The 20,519-nt window shown below is 47.1% G+C and carries 21 protein-coding genes and 1 riboswitch; of the genes, 20 read left to right on the top strand and 1 reads right to left on the bottom strand.

Features of this window, described 5'->3' with window-relative positions; all coding sequences use genetic code 11:
- Nucleotides 1–10: 10 nt before the first annotated feature.
- From AC1DVJ_RS00220 to AC1DVJ_RS00125, 20 genes are all read left to right on the top strand, one after another.
- A complete protein-coding gene (locus AC1DVJ_RS00220; RefSeq protein ID WP_477587534.1) occupies nt 11–1,213 on the top strand; it encodes an aminotransferase class I/II-fold pyridoxal phosphate-dependent enzyme in 1,203 nt (400 codons plus the stop codon).
- Nucleotides 1,214–1,294: 81 nt separating this feature from the next.
- Nucleotides 1,295–1,561, top strand: a complete 267-nt coding sequence (locus AC1DVJ_RS00215; RefSeq protein WP_477587533.1) for an aspartyl-phosphate phosphatase Spo0E family protein — start codon at nt 1,295–1,297, stop codon at nt 1,559–1,561.
- A gap of 60 nt (nt 1,562–1,621) precedes the next feature.
- Nucleotides 1,622–2,149, top strand: a complete 528-nt coding sequence (locus tag AC1DVJ_RS00210) for a hypothetical protein (protein ID WP_477587532.1) — start codon at nt 1,622–1,624, stop codon at nt 2,147–2,149.
- Between the two features lie 32 nt (nt 2,150–2,181).
- Nucleotides 2,182–2,334: riboswitch (cobalamin riboswitch) on the top strand.
- A gap of 159 nt (nt 2,335–2,493) precedes the next feature.
- On the top strand, nt 2,494–3,519 hold the full coding sequence (locus AC1DVJ_RS00205) for an ABC transporter substrate-binding protein (RefSeq protein ID WP_477587531.1): 1,026 nt from the start codon (nt 2,494–2,496) through the stop codon (nt 3,517–3,519).
- Nucleotides 3,519–4,556, top strand: a complete 1,038-nt coding sequence (locus tag AC1DVJ_RS00200) for a FecCD family ABC transporter permease (protein WP_477587530.1) — start codon at nt 3,519–3,521, stop codon at nt 4,554–4,556. The genes AC1DVJ_RS00205 and AC1DVJ_RS00200 overlap by 1 nt, the downstream gene beginning before the upstream one ends.
- Nucleotides 4,557–4,561: 5 nt before the next feature.
- Nucleotides 4,562–5,338 (top strand): heme ABC transporter ATP-binding protein, encoded by a 777-nt coding sequence (locus AC1DVJ_RS00195; protein WP_477587529.1) that lies wholly within the window; start codon nt 4,562–4,564, stop codon nt 5,336–5,338.
- 23 nt (nt 5,339–5,361) lie between these two features.
- Nucleotides 5,362–6,462: a nicotinate-nucleotide--dimethylbenzimidazole phosphoribosyltransferase gene (gene cobT / locus AC1DVJ_RS00190; protein WP_477587528.1), complete on the top strand. Its 1,101-nt coding sequence runs from the start codon at nt 5,362–5,364 to the stop codon at nt 6,460–6,462.
- Between the two features lie 104 nt (nt 6,463–6,566).
- A complete protein-coding gene (gene cobU, locus AC1DVJ_RS00185) occupies nt 6,567–7,127 on the top strand; it encodes a bifunctional adenosylcobinamide kinase/adenosylcobinamide-phosphate guanylyltransferase (protein ID WP_477587527.1) in 561 nt (186 codons plus the stop codon).
- A 336-nt stretch (nt 7,128–7,463) separates the two neighbouring features.
- On the top strand, nt 7,464–8,462 hold the full coding sequence (cbiB, locus tag AC1DVJ_RS00180; RefSeq protein WP_477587526.1) for an adenosylcobinamide-phosphate synthase CbiB: 999 nt from the start codon (nt 7,464–7,466) through the stop codon (nt 8,460–8,462).
- Nucleotides 8,438–9,265, top strand: a complete 828-nt coding sequence (gene cobS, locus AC1DVJ_RS00175) for an adenosylcobinamide-GDP ribazoletransferase (protein ID WP_477587525.1) — start codon at nt 8,438–8,440, stop codon at nt 9,263–9,265. The genes cbiB and cobS overlap by 25 nt, the downstream gene beginning before the upstream one ends.
- Before the next feature lie 17 nt (nt 9,266–9,282).
- On the top strand, nt 9,283–10,398 hold the full coding sequence (gene cobD, locus AC1DVJ_RS00170) for a threonine-phosphate decarboxylase CobD (RefSeq protein WP_477587524.1): 1,116 nt from the start codon (nt 9,283–9,285) through the stop codon (nt 10,396–10,398).
- Nucleotides 10,391–11,980, top strand: a complete 1,590-nt coding sequence (locus tag AC1DVJ_RS00165) for a cobyric acid synthase (RefSeq protein ID WP_477587523.1) — start codon at nt 10,391–10,393, stop codon at nt 11,978–11,980. Before cobD ends, AC1DVJ_RS00165 begins: the two co-directional genes overlap by 8 nt.
- 1 nt (nt 11,981) lies before the next feature.
- Nucleotides 11,982–12,551, top strand: coding sequence for a cob(I)yrinic acid a,c-diamide adenosyltransferase (locus tag AC1DVJ_RS00160; RefSeq protein WP_477587522.1), 570 nt, complete (start codon nt 11,982–11,984; stop codon nt 12,549–12,551).
- Nucleotides 12,548–13,489 (top strand): RluA family pseudouridine synthase, encoded by a 942-nt coding sequence (locus tag AC1DVJ_RS00155; protein ID WP_477587521.1) that lies wholly within the window; start codon nt 12,548–12,550, stop codon nt 13,487–13,489. Before AC1DVJ_RS00160 ends, AC1DVJ_RS00155 begins: the two co-directional genes overlap by 4 nt.
- Nucleotides 13,490–13,615: 126 nt before the next feature.
- On the top strand, nt 13,616–13,981 hold the full coding sequence (locus tag AC1DVJ_RS00150; RefSeq protein ID WP_477587520.1) for an arsenate reductase family protein: 366 nt from the start codon (nt 13,616–13,618) through the stop codon (nt 13,979–13,981).
- A 7-nt stretch (nt 13,982–13,988) separates the two neighbouring features.
- Complete coding sequence (locus AC1DVJ_RS00145) at nt 13,989–15,089, top strand: site-2 protease family protein (protein ID WP_477587519.1); 1,101 nt, start codon at nt 13,989–13,991, stop codon at nt 15,087–15,089.
- A 31-nt stretch (nt 15,090–15,120) separates the two neighbouring features.
- Nucleotides 15,121–16,296, top strand: coding sequence for an aminotransferase class I/II-fold pyridoxal phosphate-dependent enzyme (locus tag AC1DVJ_RS00140; RefSeq protein ID WP_477587518.1), 1,176 nt, complete (start codon nt 15,121–15,123; stop codon nt 16,294–16,296).
- A gap of 88 nt (nt 16,297–16,384) precedes the next feature.
- Nucleotides 16,385–17,551: a DNA sulfur modification protein DndB gene (locus tag AC1DVJ_RS00135; RefSeq protein ID WP_477587517.1), complete on the top strand. Its 1,167-nt coding sequence runs from the start codon at nt 16,385–16,387 to the stop codon at nt 17,549–17,551.
- Nucleotides 17,551–18,726, top strand: coding sequence for a DNA sulfur modification protein DndB (locus AC1DVJ_RS00130; protein WP_477587516.1), 1,176 nt, complete (start codon nt 17,551–17,553; stop codon nt 18,724–18,726). Before AC1DVJ_RS00135 ends, AC1DVJ_RS00130 begins: the two co-directional genes overlap by 1 nt.
- A 171-nt stretch (nt 18,727–18,897) precedes the next feature.
- The gene (locus AC1DVJ_RS00125) at nt 18,898–19,089 is read left to right on the top strand and encodes a hypothetical protein (protein WP_477587515.1); all 192 of its coding nucleotides are present in this window, start codon (nt 18,898–18,900) and stop codon (nt 19,087–19,089) included.
- 109 nt (nt 19,090–19,198) lie between these two features.
- Here the strand turns inward: AC1DVJ_RS00125 and AC1DVJ_RS00120 are convergent, their stop codons facing one another.
- Complete coding sequence (locus AC1DVJ_RS00120; protein ID WP_477587514.1) at nt 19,199–20,224, bottom strand: LacI family DNA-binding transcriptional regulator; 1,026 nt, start codon at nt 20,222–20,224, stop codon at nt 19,199–19,201.
- Between the last annotated feature and the right edge of the window lie 295 nt (nt 20,225–20,519).

The following is a 20,519-nucleotide window of genomic DNA, read 5'->3' as shown; positions in this document are numbered from 1 at the left end:
AGGTAGCGCCATGATCAAGGATGAGACCACGATTCAATCCAGTAAAAAATCCATGCAGGACTACCTCGCTCCTGCTGTACGTGACATGAAGCCGTCCGGCATTCGGAAGTTTTTTGATCTCGTAAGCAATAGTAAAGAGGATATCATCTCACTGGGTGTCGGTGAACCGGATTTCTCCACACCTTGGCACGTTCGTGAGGCTGCTGTTCATTCCTTGGAGCGCGGTAGAACGAAATATACGCCAAACTCCGGTATTCCTGAACTCCGCGAAGCGATTGCGAACTATTTGTATACATCATTTAAAGTTAAATATGAACCGTCGAATGAGGTGCTCGTAACCGTTGGCGGCAGTGAAGCGATCGATCTAGCATTGCGCTCACTGATTACACCCGGGGATGAAATTCTAATTCCAGAGCCTTGTTATATTTCCTATTCGCCAATCACGGCCATTAGCGGCGGTGTGCCAGTCGGTATCGAAACATTCGCGAAGGATCAGTTTAAGCTTACGGAAAAGGCGCTTCGTGATGCGATTACGCCACGTTCCAAAATTTTAATTCTGTGCTACCCAAGCAATCCAACTGGCGGCATTATGACTTATGAGGACTGGCTGCCGATTGCCAAAGTTGTCGAAGAACATGATCTGATTGTCATTTCCGATGAAATTTATGCAGAGTTGACATACGGTCAGAAGCATGTGAGTTTCGCCGCGGTTCCAGGGATGCAGGATCGGACGATTCTTGTTAGCGGGTTCTCCAAGGCTTTTGCAATGACAGGCTGGCGGATGGGGTATGCATGCGGTCACCGTGAGTTGATCTCAGCTATGACCAAGATTCACCAATATACGGTCATGTGTGCACCTGTCATGGGTCAAGTAGCAGCGCATGAAGCGTTGACGAATGGACTTGAAGAGAAAGATCGTATGATTGAATCCTATAATCAACGGAGACGATTGGTTGTCAAAGGCTTCCGAGAAGTAGGACTTGAATGCCATGAACCACAGGGCGCATTCTATGCATTCCCAAGTATTGTTGCTACAGGATTAACCTCTGAGGAATTTGCTCAACGACTCCTTTACGAATGTAAGGTTGCTGCTGTACCTGGTGATGTATTTGGATTGGGTGGAGAAGGCTTCCTGCGGTGTTCATATGCGTATAGTGTCTCCCAGCTTAATGAAGCATTAGAGAGAATCGGTAAATTTTTAAGAAAGTTATAACTTTTACAAGAAATTTTTGTAATAAATTCATATATTCATAGGGAACGAAAACTGGTATTCTTAGTGTAAGGAGGGATGAGCATGGCTTTTATGGAATATCAGCTTACTAACTTTCAGAAGCAATTTCAAATTCGCGAGCAAGAGTTCGGACAGCATTGGCTGACCAGAAATGCCAAGAAGCAAAATTCCCTAGCTTTACTGGAAGAAGAGATTCACACGTTGAGACGAAAAATGGAACAGATGGTCATGGAAGGTCGAGAAATGACATCTGATGCAGTTGTTGAATTAAGTACGATGCTGGATCACAAAATAAATGAATACATGACATCTGGAAAGAAAAGTCGGTGAAAACCGACTTTTCTGGCGACTATCGATAAGAGAGAGTACACGACGGAGGGAATTACATACATGAAGGCGAAATGGCTAATCGTTGTAATGCTAGGAATGATGCTGACACTTACCGCTTGTGGTGGGCCGAAAGCAGATGTATCGCTATTTATTATGGGACCTAACGGTTTTCCAAGTGAAGCGGCGGAGAAGATGGAAGTTTCCTTAAAAGCTAAGGTAGGGGAATTACCTACTGTGAAGCTGAATACTTCCCCTATTTTTTCAATGGAAAAAATGATTGTTGAGCTAGCTGCTGGTGGTAACGGGATCTTCATCTTGGGAGAAGAACAGTTCAAAGGCTTGAGTAACCAAGCGGGATTCGTTTCACTAGATGACACGATTAATCCAGCGGATTACCCTGAAGGGGTTATCGAAATCAAAGAGGAAGGCAAAGCCGCGGAGAAGCATTTATATGGTATTCCGCTCACAGGAAACAAATGGATGAAAGAGCAAGGTTATGAGGGAAAAGGTTTATACGCGTTCATTCCTCAGAATGCTCCGAAAATGGACGAGGCTTTGAAAGTTCTTAAAATCATTGCACAAAAGTAAGAGAACGTCTATAATCGACAAATAGCTTGATCTTATAATTTGCAACCATAGGTTCTGATAAGTTTCCAAATGGAAGGTTATTAGTTTAGGGGAAGCCGGTTCAAATCCGGCACGGTCCCGCCACTGTAATTCAACCATGTGAATGGTTGGAGAGTCAGGTTACCTGCCTATGGTGCCGATACAACATCCTTCGAGGAAAAGGATCGCGTTAAATCAGGAAGCAGCGAACGCATTAGTTCGATGCTCAATACCGCGATTTATCGTCTCCCTCGTTCCTAGTGAACAGGGAGACTTTTTTGTTGGATGGGATCAGTAATTAATGAAAAAGGAAGAGGGTTCCATCGATGACACATGGTAGGTTTAAAAAAGGTCTTATTCTTACATTAGCGGTAGCAACAGCGATCTCACTAGCGGGGTGTGCTAAAAAGGAAACTGAAATCACGGATCCATCAAAGCTTGGCGGTGATGGGACGAAGGCTCCAACAACAAAGGCATCGTCATCGTCATCAGTTCCTGCCATTGCGAAGAAAACGACATATCCTTTGATAGTGAAGGATGCGACTGGCAAAGAATTTACGTTCGACAAAGCACCAGAACGAATTGCTTCGGTTTCCCCATCAGAGACAGAAGCGCTGTTCGCGATTGGACTAGAAGCGAATATCGTGGGAGTATCTGATTTTGATGATTATCCAGAAGCGGTTAAATCGAAGCCAAAGCTGGGCAGCATCACGAAACCAAACACGGAGGCCGTCATTGCTTCTAATGCGAATCTAGTTGTTACAGGTGTTTCTATGAATCCAGAATCGGTTGAAAAGCTTCGTGCAATGAACATTAATGTTTTTAAAGTAGAGCCTAAGACGCTAGATGATGCTATTAACAATATTCAAACATTCGGACTTATTACGGATCATCAGGAGCAAGCGGAAAAAGTTGTTGCTAAAATGAAAGCGGATCGTCAGAAGGTTGTCGATGTCGTGAAAGATGTGAAGCCAGAGAACAAGAAAAAAGTGTACATCGAGTTTGCACCTGGCTGGACTGTGGGAAGCGGAGTGTTCATGGATGAATTGATCACGCTCTCCGGTGGAATTAACGTAGCTGCCGATAAAGCAGGCTGGTATGAAATCAGTGAGGAGAAGATCATTCAGCAGAATCCGAATGTTATCTTATTCGCTAATGGGATTACGGACTTCAAGAGCAAGAAGCCGTTGGAAGAAATTATTCGTACGCGCGGTGGGTGGGATGCCATAGACGCCGTGAAAAATAAACGTGTGGTTGGGCTCGATCAAAACTTGGTAAGCCGACCAGGTCCGAGATTGACAGAAGGACTACTGGAAATAGCGAAAGGCATCTATCCTGAATTGGTGAAATAATGAAAAGAAAATTAATGCTAGGGGGAGGAGTAGGAGTTATACTCCTTCTTCTTTCTATTGTGGTGAGTTTATCCATCGGCGCCGCTCAGCTTCCTATATCACATATAGTGGGGATTCTGGGGAAACATCTTCCTTGGATTGGAAGTCATATTGAGGTGAAATGGCCGCAATCTTCTGAACAAATTATTAATAAAGTGAGAATTCCCCGTGTGCTGCTGGGTATTCTAGTTGGGGCTGTACTCTCTATTGCTGGCGCTGGATTTCAAGGTGTACTGCGCAATCCACTGGCTGATCCTTATTCGCTTGGCGTATCTTCAGGAGCTTCTGTCGGGGCTGCTTTTCTTATTTATTTCGGATTGCAATTCGCCTGGTTCGGGCAATGGTCGATCCCGATTGTGGCTTTCGCGACAGGTCTTATTTCCCTGTTCTTGGTCTTAAAGCTGGCGATGATTGAAGGGAAGCTGAAGATGGAGACGTTGATTTTATCCGGCGTTGTGATGCAAGCCTTTCTAGGCGCGTTCGTGTCCTTCTTGGTTGCGATTTCAGACCAAACGATTAATGAAATTATTTTTTGGCTCATGGGCAGTCTTGCGATGCGGGGATGGTCATATACGTATATGATTGCACCCTATCTCGTGATCGGGCTTGTGATTCTGTTAAGTTATGCGAGATCGTTAAACCTGCTTACATTGGGTGAGCGACAAGCTGCCCATCTCGGCGTTCATGTGGAGCGCACGAAGTTGATCGTACTGATCGCTTCGACATTGATAACGGCTGCTGCTGTATCCGTGGCTGGAGTTATCGGCTTCGTAGGACTGATCGTGCCGCACTTGGTGCGACTGCTAGTGGGTCCGGATTATCGATTAATCATTCCTTTATCCGCGATTGGCGGTGGGATTTATGTGTTATGGGCAGACACCCTGGCTCGAACGCTGCTTAGTCCTACGGAAATTCCTCTCGGGGTTATAACGGCGTTTCTGGGGGCGCCATTTTTTGCCTATCTGCTCCATAAAGATAAGAAAACGTTAAGAGGTTGATCACGATGATTAAAGTGGAGCAGCTTTTTCAGAGCTTTCGAGAGCAGCAAGTGTTGGATAATGTTAGCTTTGGGGTTGAACGAGGCGAGTTTTTTGGGATCATTGGACCCAATGGCAGCGGTAAATCAACCTTGCTTCGTCTCCTCTCCGGCATGGATCCTGTCATGAATGGCAATGTGTTTTTAAAGGGGAAGAAGGTATCTGCTTATTCTCGAAAAGAGTTGGCCAAATGGCTTGCTGTTCTTCAGCAAGATGCTTTGCCACCCGTTGGCTTCACGGTTCGTGAAGTTGTCGAGATGGGACGCTATCCGTTCCAGAATTGGCTTGGTGACGATAGGACGGAAGCGGATGGACTCATAGATGCGATTATTACTAAGCTTGAGCTAGAGGCACTCGTAGATCGAACGATTGAGCGTTTAAGTGGTGGTGAGCGTCAACGTGTTGCGCTGGCCAAAGTGATGGCACAGCAACCAAGCTTGCTTATGCTGGATGAACCAACCACCTTTCTAGACATCGGCTATCAAATACAGATGATGGATTATATTCGTTCCTGGCAGCAAGAGTCGGAGCTTACGGTTATAGCTGTGCTGCATGACTTGAATTTGGCTGCGCAGTACTGTACACGATTGATGATCGTACATGAGGGACGGGTCATCGCGATCGGAACGCCTGAAGAAATCATTACGAGTGAACAAATAGCAGAAGTGTATGGAACAGAGCCGATTATCCTGAAGCACCCTGTGAGTGAGGTACCGCAAATTTTGTTACAACCTGGGAAATAAAGAAAGGTCGGAGGATGACGATAATGAACACACTACATAACTTGATTAACGCGATCGAGCCCATCCATCATGAGGTGGCACTTCAGGCTAATGATCATTTGAACCAATTGACGAAGCCGCAAGGAAGCTTAGGGAAGCTGGAGGATATCGCACGCCAAGTCGCAGGGATTACAGGCGAAGTCATGCCGACTTTTGAGAAAAAAGCGGTTATTGTCATGGCAGGCGATCATGGTGTTTGTGAGGAAGGCATCAGTGCCTTCCCAGCAGCAGTAACACCCCAAATGGTGCTCAATTTCCTATATGGCGGGGCAGCTGTTAATGTACTAGCTAGACATGCCGGAGCTGATGTGGTGTGTGTAGATATGGGGGTCAATGCGGATTTGGAGCATCCGAATCTCGTCTCTCGCAAAGTAAGAATGGGTACACGCAATATGGCGAAGGAAGCGGCTCTCTCCTTGGAGGAGACGGTTCAGGCGATACAAGCAGGCAGCGAGATCGTGGACGATTTGGTGGCAAAAGGCTACCGACTTTTCGCCACAGGCGAAATGGGGATCGGCAATACAACCGCGAGTGCAGCGATTTTGTGTGCGTTGACGGGGTTAGACGCTGGCCTTGCTGTTGGTCGTGGAACGGGCATCGACGATGCTACATGGCTGCATAAGCAGTCAGTGGTGAATAGGGCGTTGGACGTGAATGGGTTGCGTGGGCGGAGTGAAAGTGCAAGTGCAAGTGCAGAAGAAAGTGCGGGCTCAAGCGGTGATTATGCGCTTGAGGTGTTGAGCAAGGTCGGCGGACTAGAGATCGCTGGACTCGTTGGGGTGATTCTGGGCGCAGCGAAGCATCGCTGCCCGGTTGTAGTCGACGGCTTCATTTCGTCGACAGCGGCGCTCGTGGCGAGCCGCTTAGCTCCGCTAAGCGCGTCCTACATGCTCGCCTCGCACTTATCGCAAGAGCAGGGACATACGAAGCTGCTCGAGTCGGTTGGCCTCGCAGCGATGCTGCAGATGGATATGCGCCTAGGCGAAGGCACGGGCGCTGTGCTTGTGTTCAACTTGATCGATGCCGCAGGCAAGATCATGAAGGAAATGGCGACATTCGAAAGCGCAGGTGTGTCGCGGGGTTAATGTATGGTGGCGGCGAGTCTGAAGCTATAATGCGAGTGCGTATTAAGCTGCTAACTTAAGTTAACAGCAAACGGATAGAAGCAGAGAGAAGGAGGCGGGACGCCATGGCGGTTCTGGTTACAGGCGGCGCGCGCAGCGGCAAAAGCTCCTTCGCGGAGAAGCTGGCGATGCATCGCTGCCAGCGAGGGCTTTACATCGCGACCTCCCACATCTACGATGAGGAAATGAGGGAGCGGGTCGGGCTGCACCAGCAGCAAAGGCTTCACTCGGGATTCCCCTGGGAAACCCGAGAGGAGCCGTACGCGCTGCGAGATTGTCTCGAGCAGCTCGGCGAGAGCGGTGAGGGTGCTGTAGTGTTAGTAGACTGCTTAACACTTTGGCTGACGAATTGGTTGCTCTACTACGAGAAGGAGAGCGAGGCCATTCAACTCGTTACGAAGAAAATTGACGAGCTTGTGGACGTCGTGTCCTCCTACAGTGGACAACTCATCATGGTTACGAACGAAGTGGGCGACGGCATTGTGCCGGAATACCCGTTGGGTCGTCAATTTAGAGACTTGGCTGGACGGATGAATCAGCGATTGGCAGAAGTTTGTCAGCAGGTGTTTCTAGTGACGGTTGGAGTTCCTACGGAACTAAAGAGTAGAGCCTATGTGTTGGATTAGTACTGTTCAGGTATGCCGAAATAGGTAGTCAATCCCGTCTTCACGTAAACAATGCTGGTCCAGATGGGTTAGTAGATATGATTTGTTTGTTCGGGTCAAAAAGCCGCAAACTGCAAAAGTGCAGGATTTTAAGGTAATATCCTTAATCTGAGCACCATTCCTGCAAAAGTGCAGGAATTTAACAGGAAATAGTCCGAAAACTGGCGGTATAAGCTAAAAAACTGCATTATCGCAGGAATATCCCTTTTAATACACGTATTACGAGTGAAATGATGTAGAATTGCAGTTTTTTACCAAAGTAGTTGTGAGATGCAAATATGGAATGGTGATCCCTTGATGTGGATATATACATGGCAGGAAATCGTCTGGATGACGGCTGCTGCAATCGCAATAGACTGGATGATTGGTGATCCCAGATGGCCCACTCATCCTGTTATTATTATTGGCCGTTGGATCCGCTGGGTGGAGGACAGACTGCATCCGAGAAAAGATACAACGCGTCCCCTAGCAGGTAACCACCCGAGATGGCTGCGTATGAAAGGCGTTCTGCTTGCTTTTTCGACAGTTGCTATGAGCTTCTTAGTAGTTCTTGCGCTGGTATATTTCGCCAACGAGATACACCCATGGCTTGGATACGCGGTTTCAACCTGGCTCATCTCCACGACGGTAGCGATCAAAGGCTTAAAGGATGCCGCGTATCTGGTCTACAATCCGCTGCGCGAAGGCAACCTCGCGGATGCTCGCAAGTACACCGGCTACATCGTAGGCCGGGATACGGATGCGCTCCACGAGGAGGAGCTGACGCGAGCCGTCGTGGAGACGGTCGCGGAGAACATCGTGGACGCGGTCATCGCGCCCTTGTTCTATGCGCTCATCGGCGGTGCGCCGCTCGCGATGTTATACCGTGCATCGAATACACTGGATTCGATGGTCGGCTACCGAAATGACAGATACCGTCATTTCGGCACCGCGTCGGCCCGCTGGGACGACGCCATGAACTGGATCCCGGCTCGGCTCACCGGGATCCTGCTGATCCTCGTGGCCCTGGCGAAGCCGGGCCTCTCAGCTCAACGCGCAGCGGCGGCGATTCGCCGCTTCGCGCATCTACACCCCAGCCCGAACAGCGGGATACCCGAGTCTGCGGTAGCCGGGGCACTCGGGATCGAGCTCGGCGGGCTGAACGTCTATGGCGGCGCTGCGAGTGAGCGCGCCCGCCTGGGCTGGCCGCTGCGTCCGCGGACGCAGCAGGATATTGTGCACGCCGTGAGCATGCTCTACGGCGTCAGTTATATAGTGATGGGAGGACTCCTGTGCGTCATACTCGTGCTTTGGTAGACTGGCTGCGTGCCTGTCTAGCCGCCTTTCAATTCCTGACGCGTCTGCCGATTCCCGTGCAGATTGACTATACCGAGCGCGTGTTTCAACGCAGCTCCGTCTTTTATCCGCTTGTCGGTTTCGTGATCGGACTGCTTCTCATGTTGGCAGGAGGAGGGCTCACCCACGTGCTGCCAACCATGCCAGCAGCAATTATTTTACTAGTGATTTGGGTCGTTCTCACAGGCGGCCTACATCTGGATGGCCTGATGGACACAGCAGACGGCATTCTAAGCCACAGGCCTCGCGAGCAAATGCTCGAGATTATGAAGGATAGTCGCGTAGGCGCAATGGGCGTTATTGTGTGTGTGCTTCATTTATTACTAAAATTTTCCTTGCTATATACCATGCTGGATGCTAATCAACTAGGGGAACGAGCGAGTCTACTTATTCTGCTGGCCATCGTACCCATCTGGAGCCGTTGGTTCATGGTTGCTGCCATTAAAATGTGGCCTTATGCACGGCCGAATTCAGGGCTGGGGAGCCTATTCCGTGGTGTTAGCGGCAAGCATGTCACGGTATCCTTATTAGTAGCTCTGCTGACTACTACGTTATGTATATATATGATTAACCCTATTTCTTTACCCAGCTGGAGCGTCGTTCTATGCTTTGCTGCCATAACAACGCTAGTTGGAAGCGGGATTGCAGCTTACATCAGCAGCAAACTAGGCGGCCTTACAGGAGATACCTACGGCGCGTTAAACGAGCTGCTAGAGAGCGTGCTTTTACTTGCCGTAGTCATCGTCGGAACGAACGCTTTGTAATTTTTACAGTGAAAGGAATGAGCATGATGTTAGAGCGTTACGGACACGGGGGCGATTTGTGGACGGCAGAGGAAGCTTTTAATCGGCCGAAGGAGCAGTTTCTGGATTACAGCTCTAATATGAATCCACTCGGACCTCCCGAAGTGGTCAAACAAATTCTGACAGAGAGCTGGCGTGATATCGTCAAATATCCTGATCCTGCTGTTCGAGAGCTTCGGAGAAAGCTGTCCCGCAAATACGAGATTGATCCCGAAAGCATTCTGGTCGGAAATGGTGCCGCAGAGCTGATTGATTTGATTATCCGTGTGTTGAAGCCAAGGTCGACTGGCCTTGCTAGGCCTTCTTTTAGCGAATATGAGGAAGCCGTTCACAAAACAGGTGGTGGGCTAACCAACATCCCGTTACACCCTCAGTATCAATTTGAGCTGCAATGGCATGACATCGAAGCAGCGTTATCCGCTGTTGATTTGTTTTTCCTCGGCCATCCCAACAATCCCACTGGTAAAATACTTCCTCGCGAGGTGCTAACCAGTCTACTCCAGAGTCGGCGTAAGCTTGTGCTTGACGAGGCTTTTATGGATTTTGTTCCTCAGGAGTCGGAGCATTCACTGCTCAAGCTTGCAGCCTCAAGTCACGATCTGATCGTGATTCGCTCGATGACCAAATTTTATTCTATTCCAGGGATACGTTTAGGCTTTGTGGTGGCACATCCAGATCTCATTAAGCAACTGCGTGAGCAACAAGTGCAATGGAGCGTGAATTATCTCGCTCAGCGCATAGGAGAAGCCGTTCTTGATGATGAGCCCTTTGAACAGTCCACCAGGGAGTGGTTGCGCGCGGAAAAGCCTTGGTTAACGGAGCAACTAGGCCAACTGGGGCTGGAAGTCGTTCCGAGCGATGTGAATTTCTTATTGTTTTCATTCCCTGAGTCGAGTGGGATTAGCGTTAAGCAGGCGCAGCAGCATATGGGGCAGCAAGGTATTCTCATTCGAGATGCATCGTTATTTGCAGGCTTAAATGAACGGTACTGTCGCGTAGCCATTCGACTTCGTGCGGATAATGAACGCTTACTACACGCCCTGCACAACATGATGAGCGACTTATCTAGGAATGGTGGTGTAGATCATGCATGAATCGAAGTCAGCCGTTCTGATGATTCAAGGGACTGCTTCTGATGTAGGCAAAAGTATTCTTACGGCAGCCCTATGCCGTATTTTCACGCAGGACGGCTGGCAGACAGCGCCTTTTAAATCGCAAAATATGTCGCTTAACTCCTACATCACTTTCGACGGTAAAGAGATCGGCAGAGCGCAAGGCGTGCAAGCAGATGCTTGCCGAATTATTGCTACAACGGACATGAACCCTATTCTGCTTAAGCCTAAGCAAGACATGGTCGCACAAGTCGTTGTTCACGGTAAGCCATATGCAGATTTAGACGCAAGGGCATACAGAGAATCCTATTTGCCAATAGCCGAAGAGATCGTTAAAAGTGCCCTGGAACGTCTGCGCAGCCAATATGACATTGTTGTTCTGGAAGGGGCAGGTAGTCCGGCTGAGGTCAATCTCAAGGATCGCGACATCGTCAATATGAGGCTGGCTGGTTGGGCGGATTCACCCGTTCTGCTGGTTGCTGATATTGATCGAGGCGGAGTTTTTGCTTCGATTGTGGGGACGCTTGAAATCTTGAGCCCAGAGGAAAGAGACCGTGTGCAAGGCTTTATCATTAATAAATTTCGCGGGGATGTCAGCTTGCTGAAGCCAGGCTTAGATTGGTTGGAAGAGCGCACAGGGAAGCCGGTTCTCGGCGTTATTCCCTATTTGCAGCAGCTGGGTATTGAGGATGAAGATTCGGCTTCTCTGGATTCCAAACGGACACAAAGCAGAAGGTCTCCGAATAGTATTGGAATAAAATCAGATCAATTGGACGTCGCTGTCATTCGTTTGCCTCGTCTTTCTAACTTCACGGATTTTGATCCACTCCAAGAGGAATCTGATGTGCATTTCCGTTACATTGAGCATCTCGCTGAATGGGGAGAGCCGGACGTGGTCTTACTTCCAGGAAGTAAGAATACGATGGAAGACTTACACTATCTGAAAGAATCGGGCTTGGCTGCGAGACTTATTTCTTTTGCTCAAGAGGAAGAAGGTTGGATTGTCGGCATTTGTGCAGGCTATCAGATGCTGGGTGTCACACTTTCGGATCCCGAGAGGTACGAATCGGAGCACACTGAGCTCGCAGGCTTAGGGCTGCTGCCAACAGAGACTGTGTTCACACCTGATAAACGAACGGTACGGGTACAAGGTGTCAGCACGCTTTTCGCAGAGAATTATAGTATCGACGGCTATGAAATCCACATGGGGCGAACGCGATACCTGCAAGATATCGTTGCTCCATTCCAAATCGCTGAAACAAACACAGTTGCCTCCATTCAAACCGCAACTCCTCTTCATCATGACGGAGCAGCTTCTCTAGATGGGCGTGTGTGGGGAACCTACATCCATGGCATTTTACACAATGATGATTTCCGTAGAGCATGGTTAAATCAGATTCGTACACATAAAAGCTTAACGCCTATCGTACAAGGGCTTCGTTATAAGGAACGTCGAGAAGCAGCGTTTGATCAATTAGCAGAGCATGTAAGAGCTCACTTGGATATGGAGCGAATCTGTGAGATGATGGGACTAACACATCCTACAAAACGGGAGGGGTTCTGAGATGAAAATATATACGCGTACGGGAGATGCTGGCCAAACCAGTGTGATCGGTGGTCGTGTGGACAAAGATGACGATCGAGTCGAAGCCTATGGGACGACGGATGAGCTGAATAGCTTCCTTGGTCAAGCGATGAGCTTCATGGATCCACAGAAATACCCGGATTTACTGCCTGATTTACTGCAGGTTCAGCATGAACTGTTTGATTGCGGAGCGGATCTCGCGCTGCTGAAGCAGGATTTGCGTCCCTATAAAGTAACGGCAGACATGGTGGATGCGTTAGAAGCTTGGATCGATAAATATGATGCAGAGACGCCTGATATCACACGTTTTATTTTGCCTGGAGGCGGGACCGTCTCATCTACTTTGCATGTTTGTCGTACGGTTTGCCGCAGAGCCGAGCGTCTTGTCGTTACCCTGGCTCGCACGCAGGAGATTAATCCCGAGGTGCGCAGATATTTGAACCGACTGTCTGACTTTTTCTTCACGATTGCCCGCACAGCGAACTTCCGTGAGGGGATTGCTGATGTGGAATATATACGCAGTGCTGAGGTGTTTAAACGTAAATCATGAGCTACTATGAACCGTTAGTGTACGTTGTCCCGCCAGAGGAAGAGGGTTTTATTCTCAAAACGGTGCTGCAAAAAAGATTGATGGTCTCACGTAAATTGTTATCCCGCATCAAACTAACCGAGCGTGGGATTACGGTAAACGGGGAAAGGCAGTACATCAATATCAAAGTGAAGGCTGGCGACCGTGTGGAGATTCGGATGGAGGAAGAACAGTCCGAGGATATTTTGCCTCAGGATCTTCCGCTGCACATTCTTCACGAGGATGAGCATCTGCTCATCCTCGCTAAGGATGCGGGCATCATTGTGCATCCGACGCATGGTCATTATGTGAATACGATTGCGAATGGGGTCGTGTATCATTGGCAGCAAGCGGGGATTACATGCCGTTTCCGTCCCGTGCATCGACTGGATCAAGAAACCTCCGGCGTCCTGGCCATTGCCAAGACACCTTATGTTCATCAGCAAATTTCTGAGCAAATGATTCAGCATCTCGTGAAGAAAGAGTACCTTGCATACGTCTGGGGCACGGTAGCCTCACCTAAAGGGACGATCAATGAGCCCATTGATCGTGATCCTGACGAGCCGCATGTGCGCATCGTGAGGCCTGACGGCTACCATGCAGTAACGCATTATGAGGTTGTGAAGCAATTCGAGAAGGCAACCCTCGTCCGGATTTGGCTGGAAACGGGGCGTACGCATCAAATCCGTGTACATATGCGACACTTAGGACACCCGCTGTTAGGTGATAAGATGTACACACTCCCTCAGTACGGGGAGTATGCGGTTGAACTTGAAGCTAGCGGACGGTTAAATCGTCAAGCGCTACATGCCTTTAAACTAGGTTTTGTGCATCCTGGAACAAGGGTTTGGATAGAGTTTAACGCGCCTTTGCCTGCCGATTTATCCGAACTTGAGCAATGGTTAGACGAAAAAGGGTAAATATTCAAAAACCATGCCAATTTTGGGTGGTTTTTCTTTGCAATTACTTGACTTTCCTTGGCAATTAGCCCAAAATTTTAAGTAGTTCTATTTGAGCATCATACGGCATAAAGGAGTTATGACAACATGGGAGTTAAAGTGTATGGTTACGATAAATGTGGGACGTGCAGGAGTACAGTAAAGTGGCTGAAAGCACACGAAATTGACATTACAGATCGGGTCCCTTTATTTGAAACGCCGCCTACAGCGATGGAACTTGCGGAATTGCTCAAGTTAAGCGGTTTTGAGATTAAGAAGTTTTTCAATACATCTGGTGACGTGTACAAAGAGATGAATTTGAAAGACAAGCTGCCTGGCATGTCGCAAGAACAAATGCTTGATTTGCTAGCCTCCAATGGGCGCTTAATCAAGAGGCCTATTGTAACAGATGGCCAGAAAGTGACTGTCGGCTTCAAAGAAGACGTATTTGAGGTTATTTGGGCGAAAGGGTGATGTGTACATGGGAGACAACCAGAAACCAGCACGCAAAAAGTCACCATTAGCCATTGGCGGATTTATCGCCATCCTCCTTTCGCAAGGCAAATTGCTACTTGCCGCTTTAAAATTTGGTAAGGTCGGCGGGGCCGTCATCTCGATGTTCATCACGATCTGGGCGTATGCTTATTTGGCTCCATTACCGTTCGCAATTGGTATCGTTGTCATGATTCTCATTCATGAGCTAGGTCACGTGCTTGCAGCGAAGATGAAAGGTTTACCGGTTTCGGCGCCAGTCTTTATCCCATTTCTTGGTGCGTTGATCACGATGAAAAAGCATCCAACCGATGCGGTGACGGAAGCTTTTATCGGTATTGGAGGTCCTATTCTAGGCACCCTCGGTGGAGTTGCCGCTTTTGGAGTAGGTGTTTATTTGGATTCAGCTGTAATCGTATCTGTTGCTTACGCTGCGTTTTATCTGAATCTGATTAATTTATTGCCAATTCATCCCCTGGATGGCGGACGAATCTCGACGGCGGTAACACGTTGGTTATGGCTGCTTGGTTTAATTGGCGGGCTCGTATTCATTGTGTACATCGATAGTTATTTTTCGAGTAAGGTTATTTTCTTTATCATCTGGGCGATGTTTGCTTGGGATCTGTACAAGAAATATGTGCGGTATCGACATAAGGAAGAGCGCGTAACAGTTGCTACACGATTCGAATTTCCAGCCAATCATTTGTTGCAGCAAGGCTATATGATCCCAGGTGAGAATCACACACGTGACTTGGACTATATCACTTATTCAGAGCTGCAAGGACCAGGTACCGGTCGACAAACCTTGAATATGTACTGGCAAGGTATTGGATTTGAGGGGCATGCATATTTGCCTGTACAGGCGGTCGTCAAGAGAGTCCAATTGGTAAAAGTGGAACGTATGAATAAAGAGGATGGCTTGCACCTAGGTCTCCAGGTTCAAGTGGAGTACTCTCCATTAGGGCTACAAGAGAATTATTATGAAGTGCCAGTCAAGACACGCTGGAAGTTCGGTATCTCGTATTTGGTATTAATCTTATTTTTACTGTATATGATTAAACTCGTTCATCAGGTCGGCATTATTTCATGACAATCACACTTACATAATGAGGAAGCTATCTATGACATTTAAAGGATCTAAGCGGCTGCAACAGCTAGGCTCGGCTATTTTTTCGGAAGTGGCAGAATGGAAGAGAGAGGTTATGAACCAAGGGGTGGACGTCATAGATTTAGGTATAGGAAGTCCTGACCTGCCTCCCTCTGATCGAATTTTGGAAGCAATGGCTGAGGCCGTGCGCAACCCTGCACATTACGGTTACCCATCATCTGAAGGTAGCTTAGCCTTTCGAGAAGCTGTTTCTAAATGGTATAACTATCGTTTCGGGGTGGAGCTCGATGCTGAAACTGAAATCTTAACCCTGATGGGCTCGCAAGATGGGCTTGCTCACTTAGCGCTTTCACTCTGTGATCCGGGGGATATCGCAATTGTCCCTGATCCAGGTTACCCCATATATTCGGCAAGTCTCGTACTTGCGGGTGTTGAACCCTATTTACTACCGCTGCGTGCAGCAAATGATTTCTTACCCCAATTAGAGGACATTCCAGATGACGTGGCTGCGAAGGCAAAATTCATCCTGCTTAACTATCCAAGCAATCCGTTGTCTGCTGTTGCAGATCGTGCTTTCTTTGAGCATTTGATTTCCTATGCCAAGAAGCAGGATTTGTTAGTTGTACATGATCTTGCCTATTCCGAAATGGCTTTTGACGGCTATAAGCCCATGAGTATTTTGGAGATTGAAGGTGCTAAGGAGGTTGCCGTAGAATTCCATTCTCTATCCAAAAGCTTCAATATGGCTGGCTGTCGCATCGCATTTCTAACCGGTCATGCAGATGCGGTCAAGGCGCTCAAGACACTCAAATCGAACATCGATTATGGGGTATTCGGGGCCATTCAAGCAGCAGGTATTGCAGCATTAGAAGAAGACATGGAAAACGATCACACTGTCTCAAGTGTGTATGAGAAGAGACGAAATGGTTTTATTTCGGCATTAAATGATGCGGGTTGGGTCATTCCTCCACCGAAAGCAACGATGTTTATTTGGGCTCCCATTCCTAAGGGTTGGACGTCTCGACAAATTTCCCGGGAAATGTTATTTCAGACAGGTGTTGTCGTTATTCCTGGCGATGCATTTGGCGCTGAGGGAGAAGGATTTGTCCGTATTGCTTTAGTGCAAGAAGAGACTCGATTACTTGAGGCAGCAAGGCGTATAGGAGATTGGCTGCGGTCCTTAGAATGAAAGTCAGAGATTTTGGTAAAAATAGGAGAATGAGAGACATATTTAGGTGTAAGGAAAAGAAATTTTATACGTTGAAAGGGGTAAGCATATGGATGCCATTTCTTCACTATCGGAGCTGTTAGCAGATCAGAAGCCGTCATCGTTCGTTGAAATTCCCGGAATTTTAGGACAGACGTTCGGTCAAGCGACAATAGCTGCTACATTACCTATTAGCAAACTATTTTCTATTTTTGAGGTGGATCTAGAAGTACAACGTGCGATCATTCCGCGGAACCTCTCCAAGTTAATTGACTATGTGAATTTATATTTAGAAGATCGCCAGCCCATCTATTTCCCAGGCATTATTTTCTCAGCGAGAGGTGCTGGGTATTACGATGAGGAGCACCAAGCCCTTCGATTACAGCCGATTGAAAAATTGTACGTTGTCGACGGTCAGCATCGCTTGGCGGCATTCCAACGGATAATGGAAACGCTGCAAAGCCAAATGGCACGCGCGAAAGATCGTCGTGAATACGACAAAATGGAAGAGATTACGGAAAAGCTGCGCCGTTTATATGCCTTCCCGATCTCAACGATGACGTATTTGGATATCAATGCGCGTCAAGAACGTCAATTGTTCTCAGACATTAACAAGCTTCCTCGTAAACTTGGAGGTAACTTGGCTGTACTTCGCGATCAGCGCCGGTTCTATCATGTGGCTGCAACTGAGCTAGCGGCGAAAGCACCTGCTATGCAGAAGCTAACTGTCGATATGTTCTCAGAGCGCGGGAAATCGCCAGAGTATTTGTTCTCCTACCACTTGTTAATTGAGATTCTTGTGGGATTGTTTGAAGGTCGAATGAAATCAGCTGCTCGAAATAACAACTATCAATATGCGGATAAAGATTTACAGGAGCTTATTTCGCTAGCAGGCGGCTATTTTAACGGATTATTGACGCACTTGCCGTCACCGACAAAGGGTGAAATCGTGTGGTCCGAGAATATCCAAATTGCATTAGCTCTGTTCATGCATGAAGAAGCGACGAAAACAGGCAGCTTTAATCGCTATGCGCTTGAGCATGCATTGAAAATATTACCGCATGTGAATTGGAATAGTATTTACGCTGGGGAAGAAAAGGATCGTTTGCCAAGACGTACACGTATCATGAAGGCCTACAATCATATCAAGAGCTTCTATCAAGAGCAAAATGCGTTCCTAATCAGTGACGCAGAAACCTATAAAGCTAGTTTTGCGAATAAGGAGGACGTGAGCTAATGGAAGGATTACGCCTGAAAATGACCATCCATCCTTTCTGCGAAAGGTTCGGTCTCTCGACTGTTGCCTTGCGCGTTCAGGACCTGCTGAACTATACGATGATCGATCCGATGGTTCAACGGAAGCTGAGTAATATGCAGCGCCGGAAGATCTCGACTTATTTGCAAGAACGCGAGTTGGACCATGTTTTCTTCGGTCCTGTAACACTATCACTTCGCGAAGTGAACCAACTCTCCAAGGGTGCGAAGGAGTTCCTCTTGCGGCATGGCTCGAAGCTATCCATACTTGATGGCCAACATCGTATTCTAGCACTTGGTTATGTGAATGATCAGATGCAGAAGGAAGTACGACGCTATGAGAAGAAGCTGGCTCTGCTGAAAATTAAGCAACGGAAGTTTAGTGACGATGCAGAGATTAAGCAAGAGGTTGAGGAAACAGAAGGCACAATTAATCAACTTGAGGGTAGACGCTTAGACCTCATGGAAACACAGCTGGCTGTGCAAATTTATATCGGTTTAACGGAGGAAGAAGAGCAGCAGCTATTCGGCGACATCAACTCCAAAGTGCAGCTAGTTAGTAAGGAACTCGGACATTCCTTCGATTCCATCGATCCCCTTAATCTGGTTATTCAACAGGTTGTGGATCACAATGTGTATCTGAAGGCAGCGGGTGTGGAGAGACGAAGTAATTTGACCTCCTTTAACCGTAACTTTACATGCTTCAGCTGGTTGTATGCGACAGCGACGATGCTGTTCTCGGGTAGAATGCAGCCTTCTTATGAGCTGCAGCGTAAAATTCGTCATGATCCATCGACATATGTTGAAATCTTGCATCAATTTTTCAATACGATTCTACCGATGATGCCAGAACAGCCGGGCTTGGCGCAATACACGTCCGCGAACCGTGTGATTCAGGAAAGTATTGCCCTCTATGCCAACCGTTTCTTATTCCCAAATGGCGAATATAACGAAGAGTGGACGCAGTCCCTGCAGCTGCTAGATGGCTTTGATTGGTCACATGATAATGAAGAATTAATCTATGTATTTGGCTCGTTGGATAATGGAAAAATTAACCTCATTCACGAGAAATCGTTGAAAAAGCATGTGAAGCTCGTGCAATTCTTACTAGAAGGCACGGACTCTGCTAGCGATTCCGAAGAAGTATCCTCCGCATAAGCGGAGATATGGAAAACCTTTCTATCTCAATGGAAGTTGAGAGATAGAAAGGTTTTTTTGTGTTCCAATAGTAGTCTTTTAAAATATACTTATCCAATTCTTCATTCGTCTATATCAAAAGTGTAAAGCTAGAATACTATATCATATAAAGATTGAAGGGAGGAAAACACAATGAGTTGCTCCGTATTTGCTACTTTAGCTCATGTTGGACTTGGTACTGTTATTACGATTCATGCTGGTACTACACCAAATCATCAAGGTAGATTTCTAGGTATCCAAAATGGTAATGTTGTTATCGCTAATGCTGCTGGTACTGTATTCTATTTCCCAATTGATAAAATTGCTGTAGTTCATATTCCTTAATGTTTGTACAAAAATGAAAGAATAAGAAAGCAAGAGAGCGGACGAGCTCTCTTGCTTTCTTGCTTTCTTGCTTTTTGCGCGTAGATTGGACCGTTGACCAACAAATTTCTTAACTATGAATGGAATGAAGAGACGATTCTCTTGTCATCAATCGATGCGGAATGATGATGTGATTGTTATGAATCGGTTCTCCCTTCACAGCTTTAATCAAGGTTTGTGATGCTGTATATCCGAGTTGATAGATACCGATATCGATAGAGCTGATCGGTGGAGAAGATAGCTCTGACATGGGAATATTGTTGAAACCAACCAAGCTAAGGTCAGTCGGCACTTTGTACCCAAGCTCAGTTACACCGCGAAGAACGCCGAAGGCAATGATATCATCAATGACGACAAGTGCAGTGGGACGCTCAGGCAGATTCATAAAAAACGACATGGCGCGATAGCCGCTTTCTTGCAGGAATTCACCTTCTACAATCCACTCAGATTGGATTTCCAGCTTCGCTTCGCGCATGGCTTGTACATATCCATCCATACGATCTCGTGAAACAATGAGGTTTGGCGGACCGCTCACGAAGCCAATTCGTTTATGTCCTTGAGCGATCAAATGCCGTGTCGCATCATAGGCAGCCAGTACGTTATTATTATCGACTGATAAAACCTCTGGGAAATCCTCGCTTCTACCCACAAGGACGAACGGAAATTTCATCTCTTGTAAGAAGGAGATCACGGGGTCGGATTTACGAGAATAGAGCAGAATGATACCATCAACTCGGCGTCCTTTGACAAGTCTAGTAATCGCTTCTACCTCTTCACGCTCTGATGTGCCTGTGGTCATCATTAGGTCATACCCGCTGCGCGTAGATTGTGTCACGACGCCGCGAATGATTTCGGAGAAGAATAAGTTTAAGAAAAGTTCTTCTGCGGAACGCGGAAGTAGAATCCCGATTGTTTGGGTTGTTTTGGATACAAGACTTTTCGCCATCACATTAGGGTGATAACCCATTTCATCCATAATTTCTTTCACTTTGCGGATCGTTGCAGTGCTAATTCGCGAATTGCCGGATATAACACGAGATACGGTGGAGGGGGAAACCCCTGCTTTTTTGGCGACGTCGATAATTGTAACGGACATGGTCCGAACCTCCAGTGCAAACGATTGTGCTCACGAGTCGTGATGCTTTATTGTCTATGTTAGCTATTTCTACAGCAAAAGTAAATCACTAAGATTATTAAGCTTGTAGATGTCTCAGAAGGAGGTCGGCTTTGTTAGGTTAGCCTAGCATCTGTGCAATTTGCATAAAACATTGTGCAAAATGTTTAATTTTGTAATTGGAATAACTTTTTGAAATACTATGATAACGTGAGTAAATAGAAGATATTAAGCTATAAATAGGAAAAACTCACCGAATTCAATCTGTGCAAACATT

The organism is Paenibacillus sp. P4_A9, assembly GCF_056402415.1.
This window is presented reverse-complemented; position numbering and strand designations above follow the sequence as displayed.

Bases quoted from the DNA above. Each gene is read 5' to 3' on its own strand.
- AC1DVJ_RS00220 (WP_477587534.1), top strand. From the start codon at position 11: ATGATCAAGGATGAGACCACGATTCAATCCAGTAAAAAATCCATGCAG.
- AC1DVJ_RS00215 (WP_477587533.1), top strand. From the start codon at position 1,295: ATGGCTTTTATGGAATATCAGCTTACTAACTTTCAGAAGCAATTTCAA.
- AC1DVJ_RS00210 (WP_477587532.1), top strand. From the start codon at position 1,622: ATGAAGGCGAAATGGCTAATCGTTGTAATGCTAGGAATGATGCTGACA.
- AC1DVJ_RS00205 (WP_477587531.1), top strand. From the start codon at position 2,494: ATGACACATGGTAGGTTTAAAAAAGGTCTTATTCTTACATTAGCGGTA.
- AC1DVJ_RS00200 (WP_477587530.1), top strand. From the start codon at position 3,519: ATGAAAAGAAAATTAATGCTAGGGGGAGGAGTAGGAGTTATACTCCTT.
- AC1DVJ_RS00195 (WP_477587529.1), top strand. From the start codon at position 4,562: ATGATTAAAGTGGAGCAGCTTTTTCAGAGCTTTCGAGAGCAGCAAGTG.
- cobT (WP_477587528.1), top strand. From the start codon at position 5,362: ATGAACACACTACATAACTTGATTAACGCGATCGAGCCCATCCATCAT.
- cobU (WP_477587527.1), top strand. From the start codon at position 6,567: ATGGCGGTTCTGGTTACAGGCGGCGCGCGCAGCGGCAAAAGCTCCTTC.
- cbiB (WP_477587526.1), top strand. From the start codon at position 7,464: ATGTGGATATATACATGGCAGGAAATCGTCTGGATGACGGCTGCTGCA.
- cobD (WP_477587524.1), top strand. From the start codon at position 9,283: ATGAGCATGATGTTAGAGCGTTACGGACACGGGGGCGATTTGTGGACG.
- AC1DVJ_RS00165 (WP_477587523.1), top strand. From the start codon at position 10,391: ATGCATGAATCGAAGTCAGCCGTTCTGATGATTCAAGGGACTGCTTCT.
- AC1DVJ_RS00160 (WP_477587522.1), top strand. From the start codon at position 11,982: ATGAAAATATATACGCGTACGGGAGATGCTGGCCAAACCAGTGTGATC.
- AC1DVJ_RS00155 (WP_477587521.1), top strand. From the start codon at position 12,548: ATGAGCTACTATGAACCGTTAGTGTACGTTGTCCCGCCAGAGGAAGAG.
- AC1DVJ_RS00150 (WP_477587520.1), top strand. From the start codon at position 13,616: ATGGGAGTTAAAGTGTATGGTTACGATAAATGTGGGACGTGCAGGAGT.
- AC1DVJ_RS00145 (WP_477587519.1), top strand. From the start codon at position 13,989: ATGGGAGACAACCAGAAACCAGCACGCAAAAAGTCACCATTAGCCATT.
- AC1DVJ_RS00140 (WP_477587518.1), top strand. From the start codon at position 15,121: ATGACATTTAAAGGATCTAAGCGGCTGCAACAGCTAGGCTCGGCTATT.
- AC1DVJ_RS00135 (WP_477587517.1), top strand. From the start codon at position 16,385: ATGGATGCCATTTCTTCACTATCGGAGCTGTTAGCAGATCAGAAGCCG.
- AC1DVJ_RS00130 (WP_477587516.1), top strand. From the start codon at position 17,551: ATGGAAGGATTACGCCTGAAAATGACCATCCATCCTTTCTGCGAAAGG.
- AC1DVJ_RS00125 (WP_477587515.1), top strand. From the start codon at position 18,898: ATGAGTTGCTCCGTATTTGCTACTTTAGCTCATGTTGGACTTGGTACT.
- AC1DVJ_RS00120 (WP_477587514.1), bottom strand. From the start codon at position 20,224: ATGTCCGTTACAATTATCGACGTCGCCAAAAAAGCAGGGGTTTCCCCC.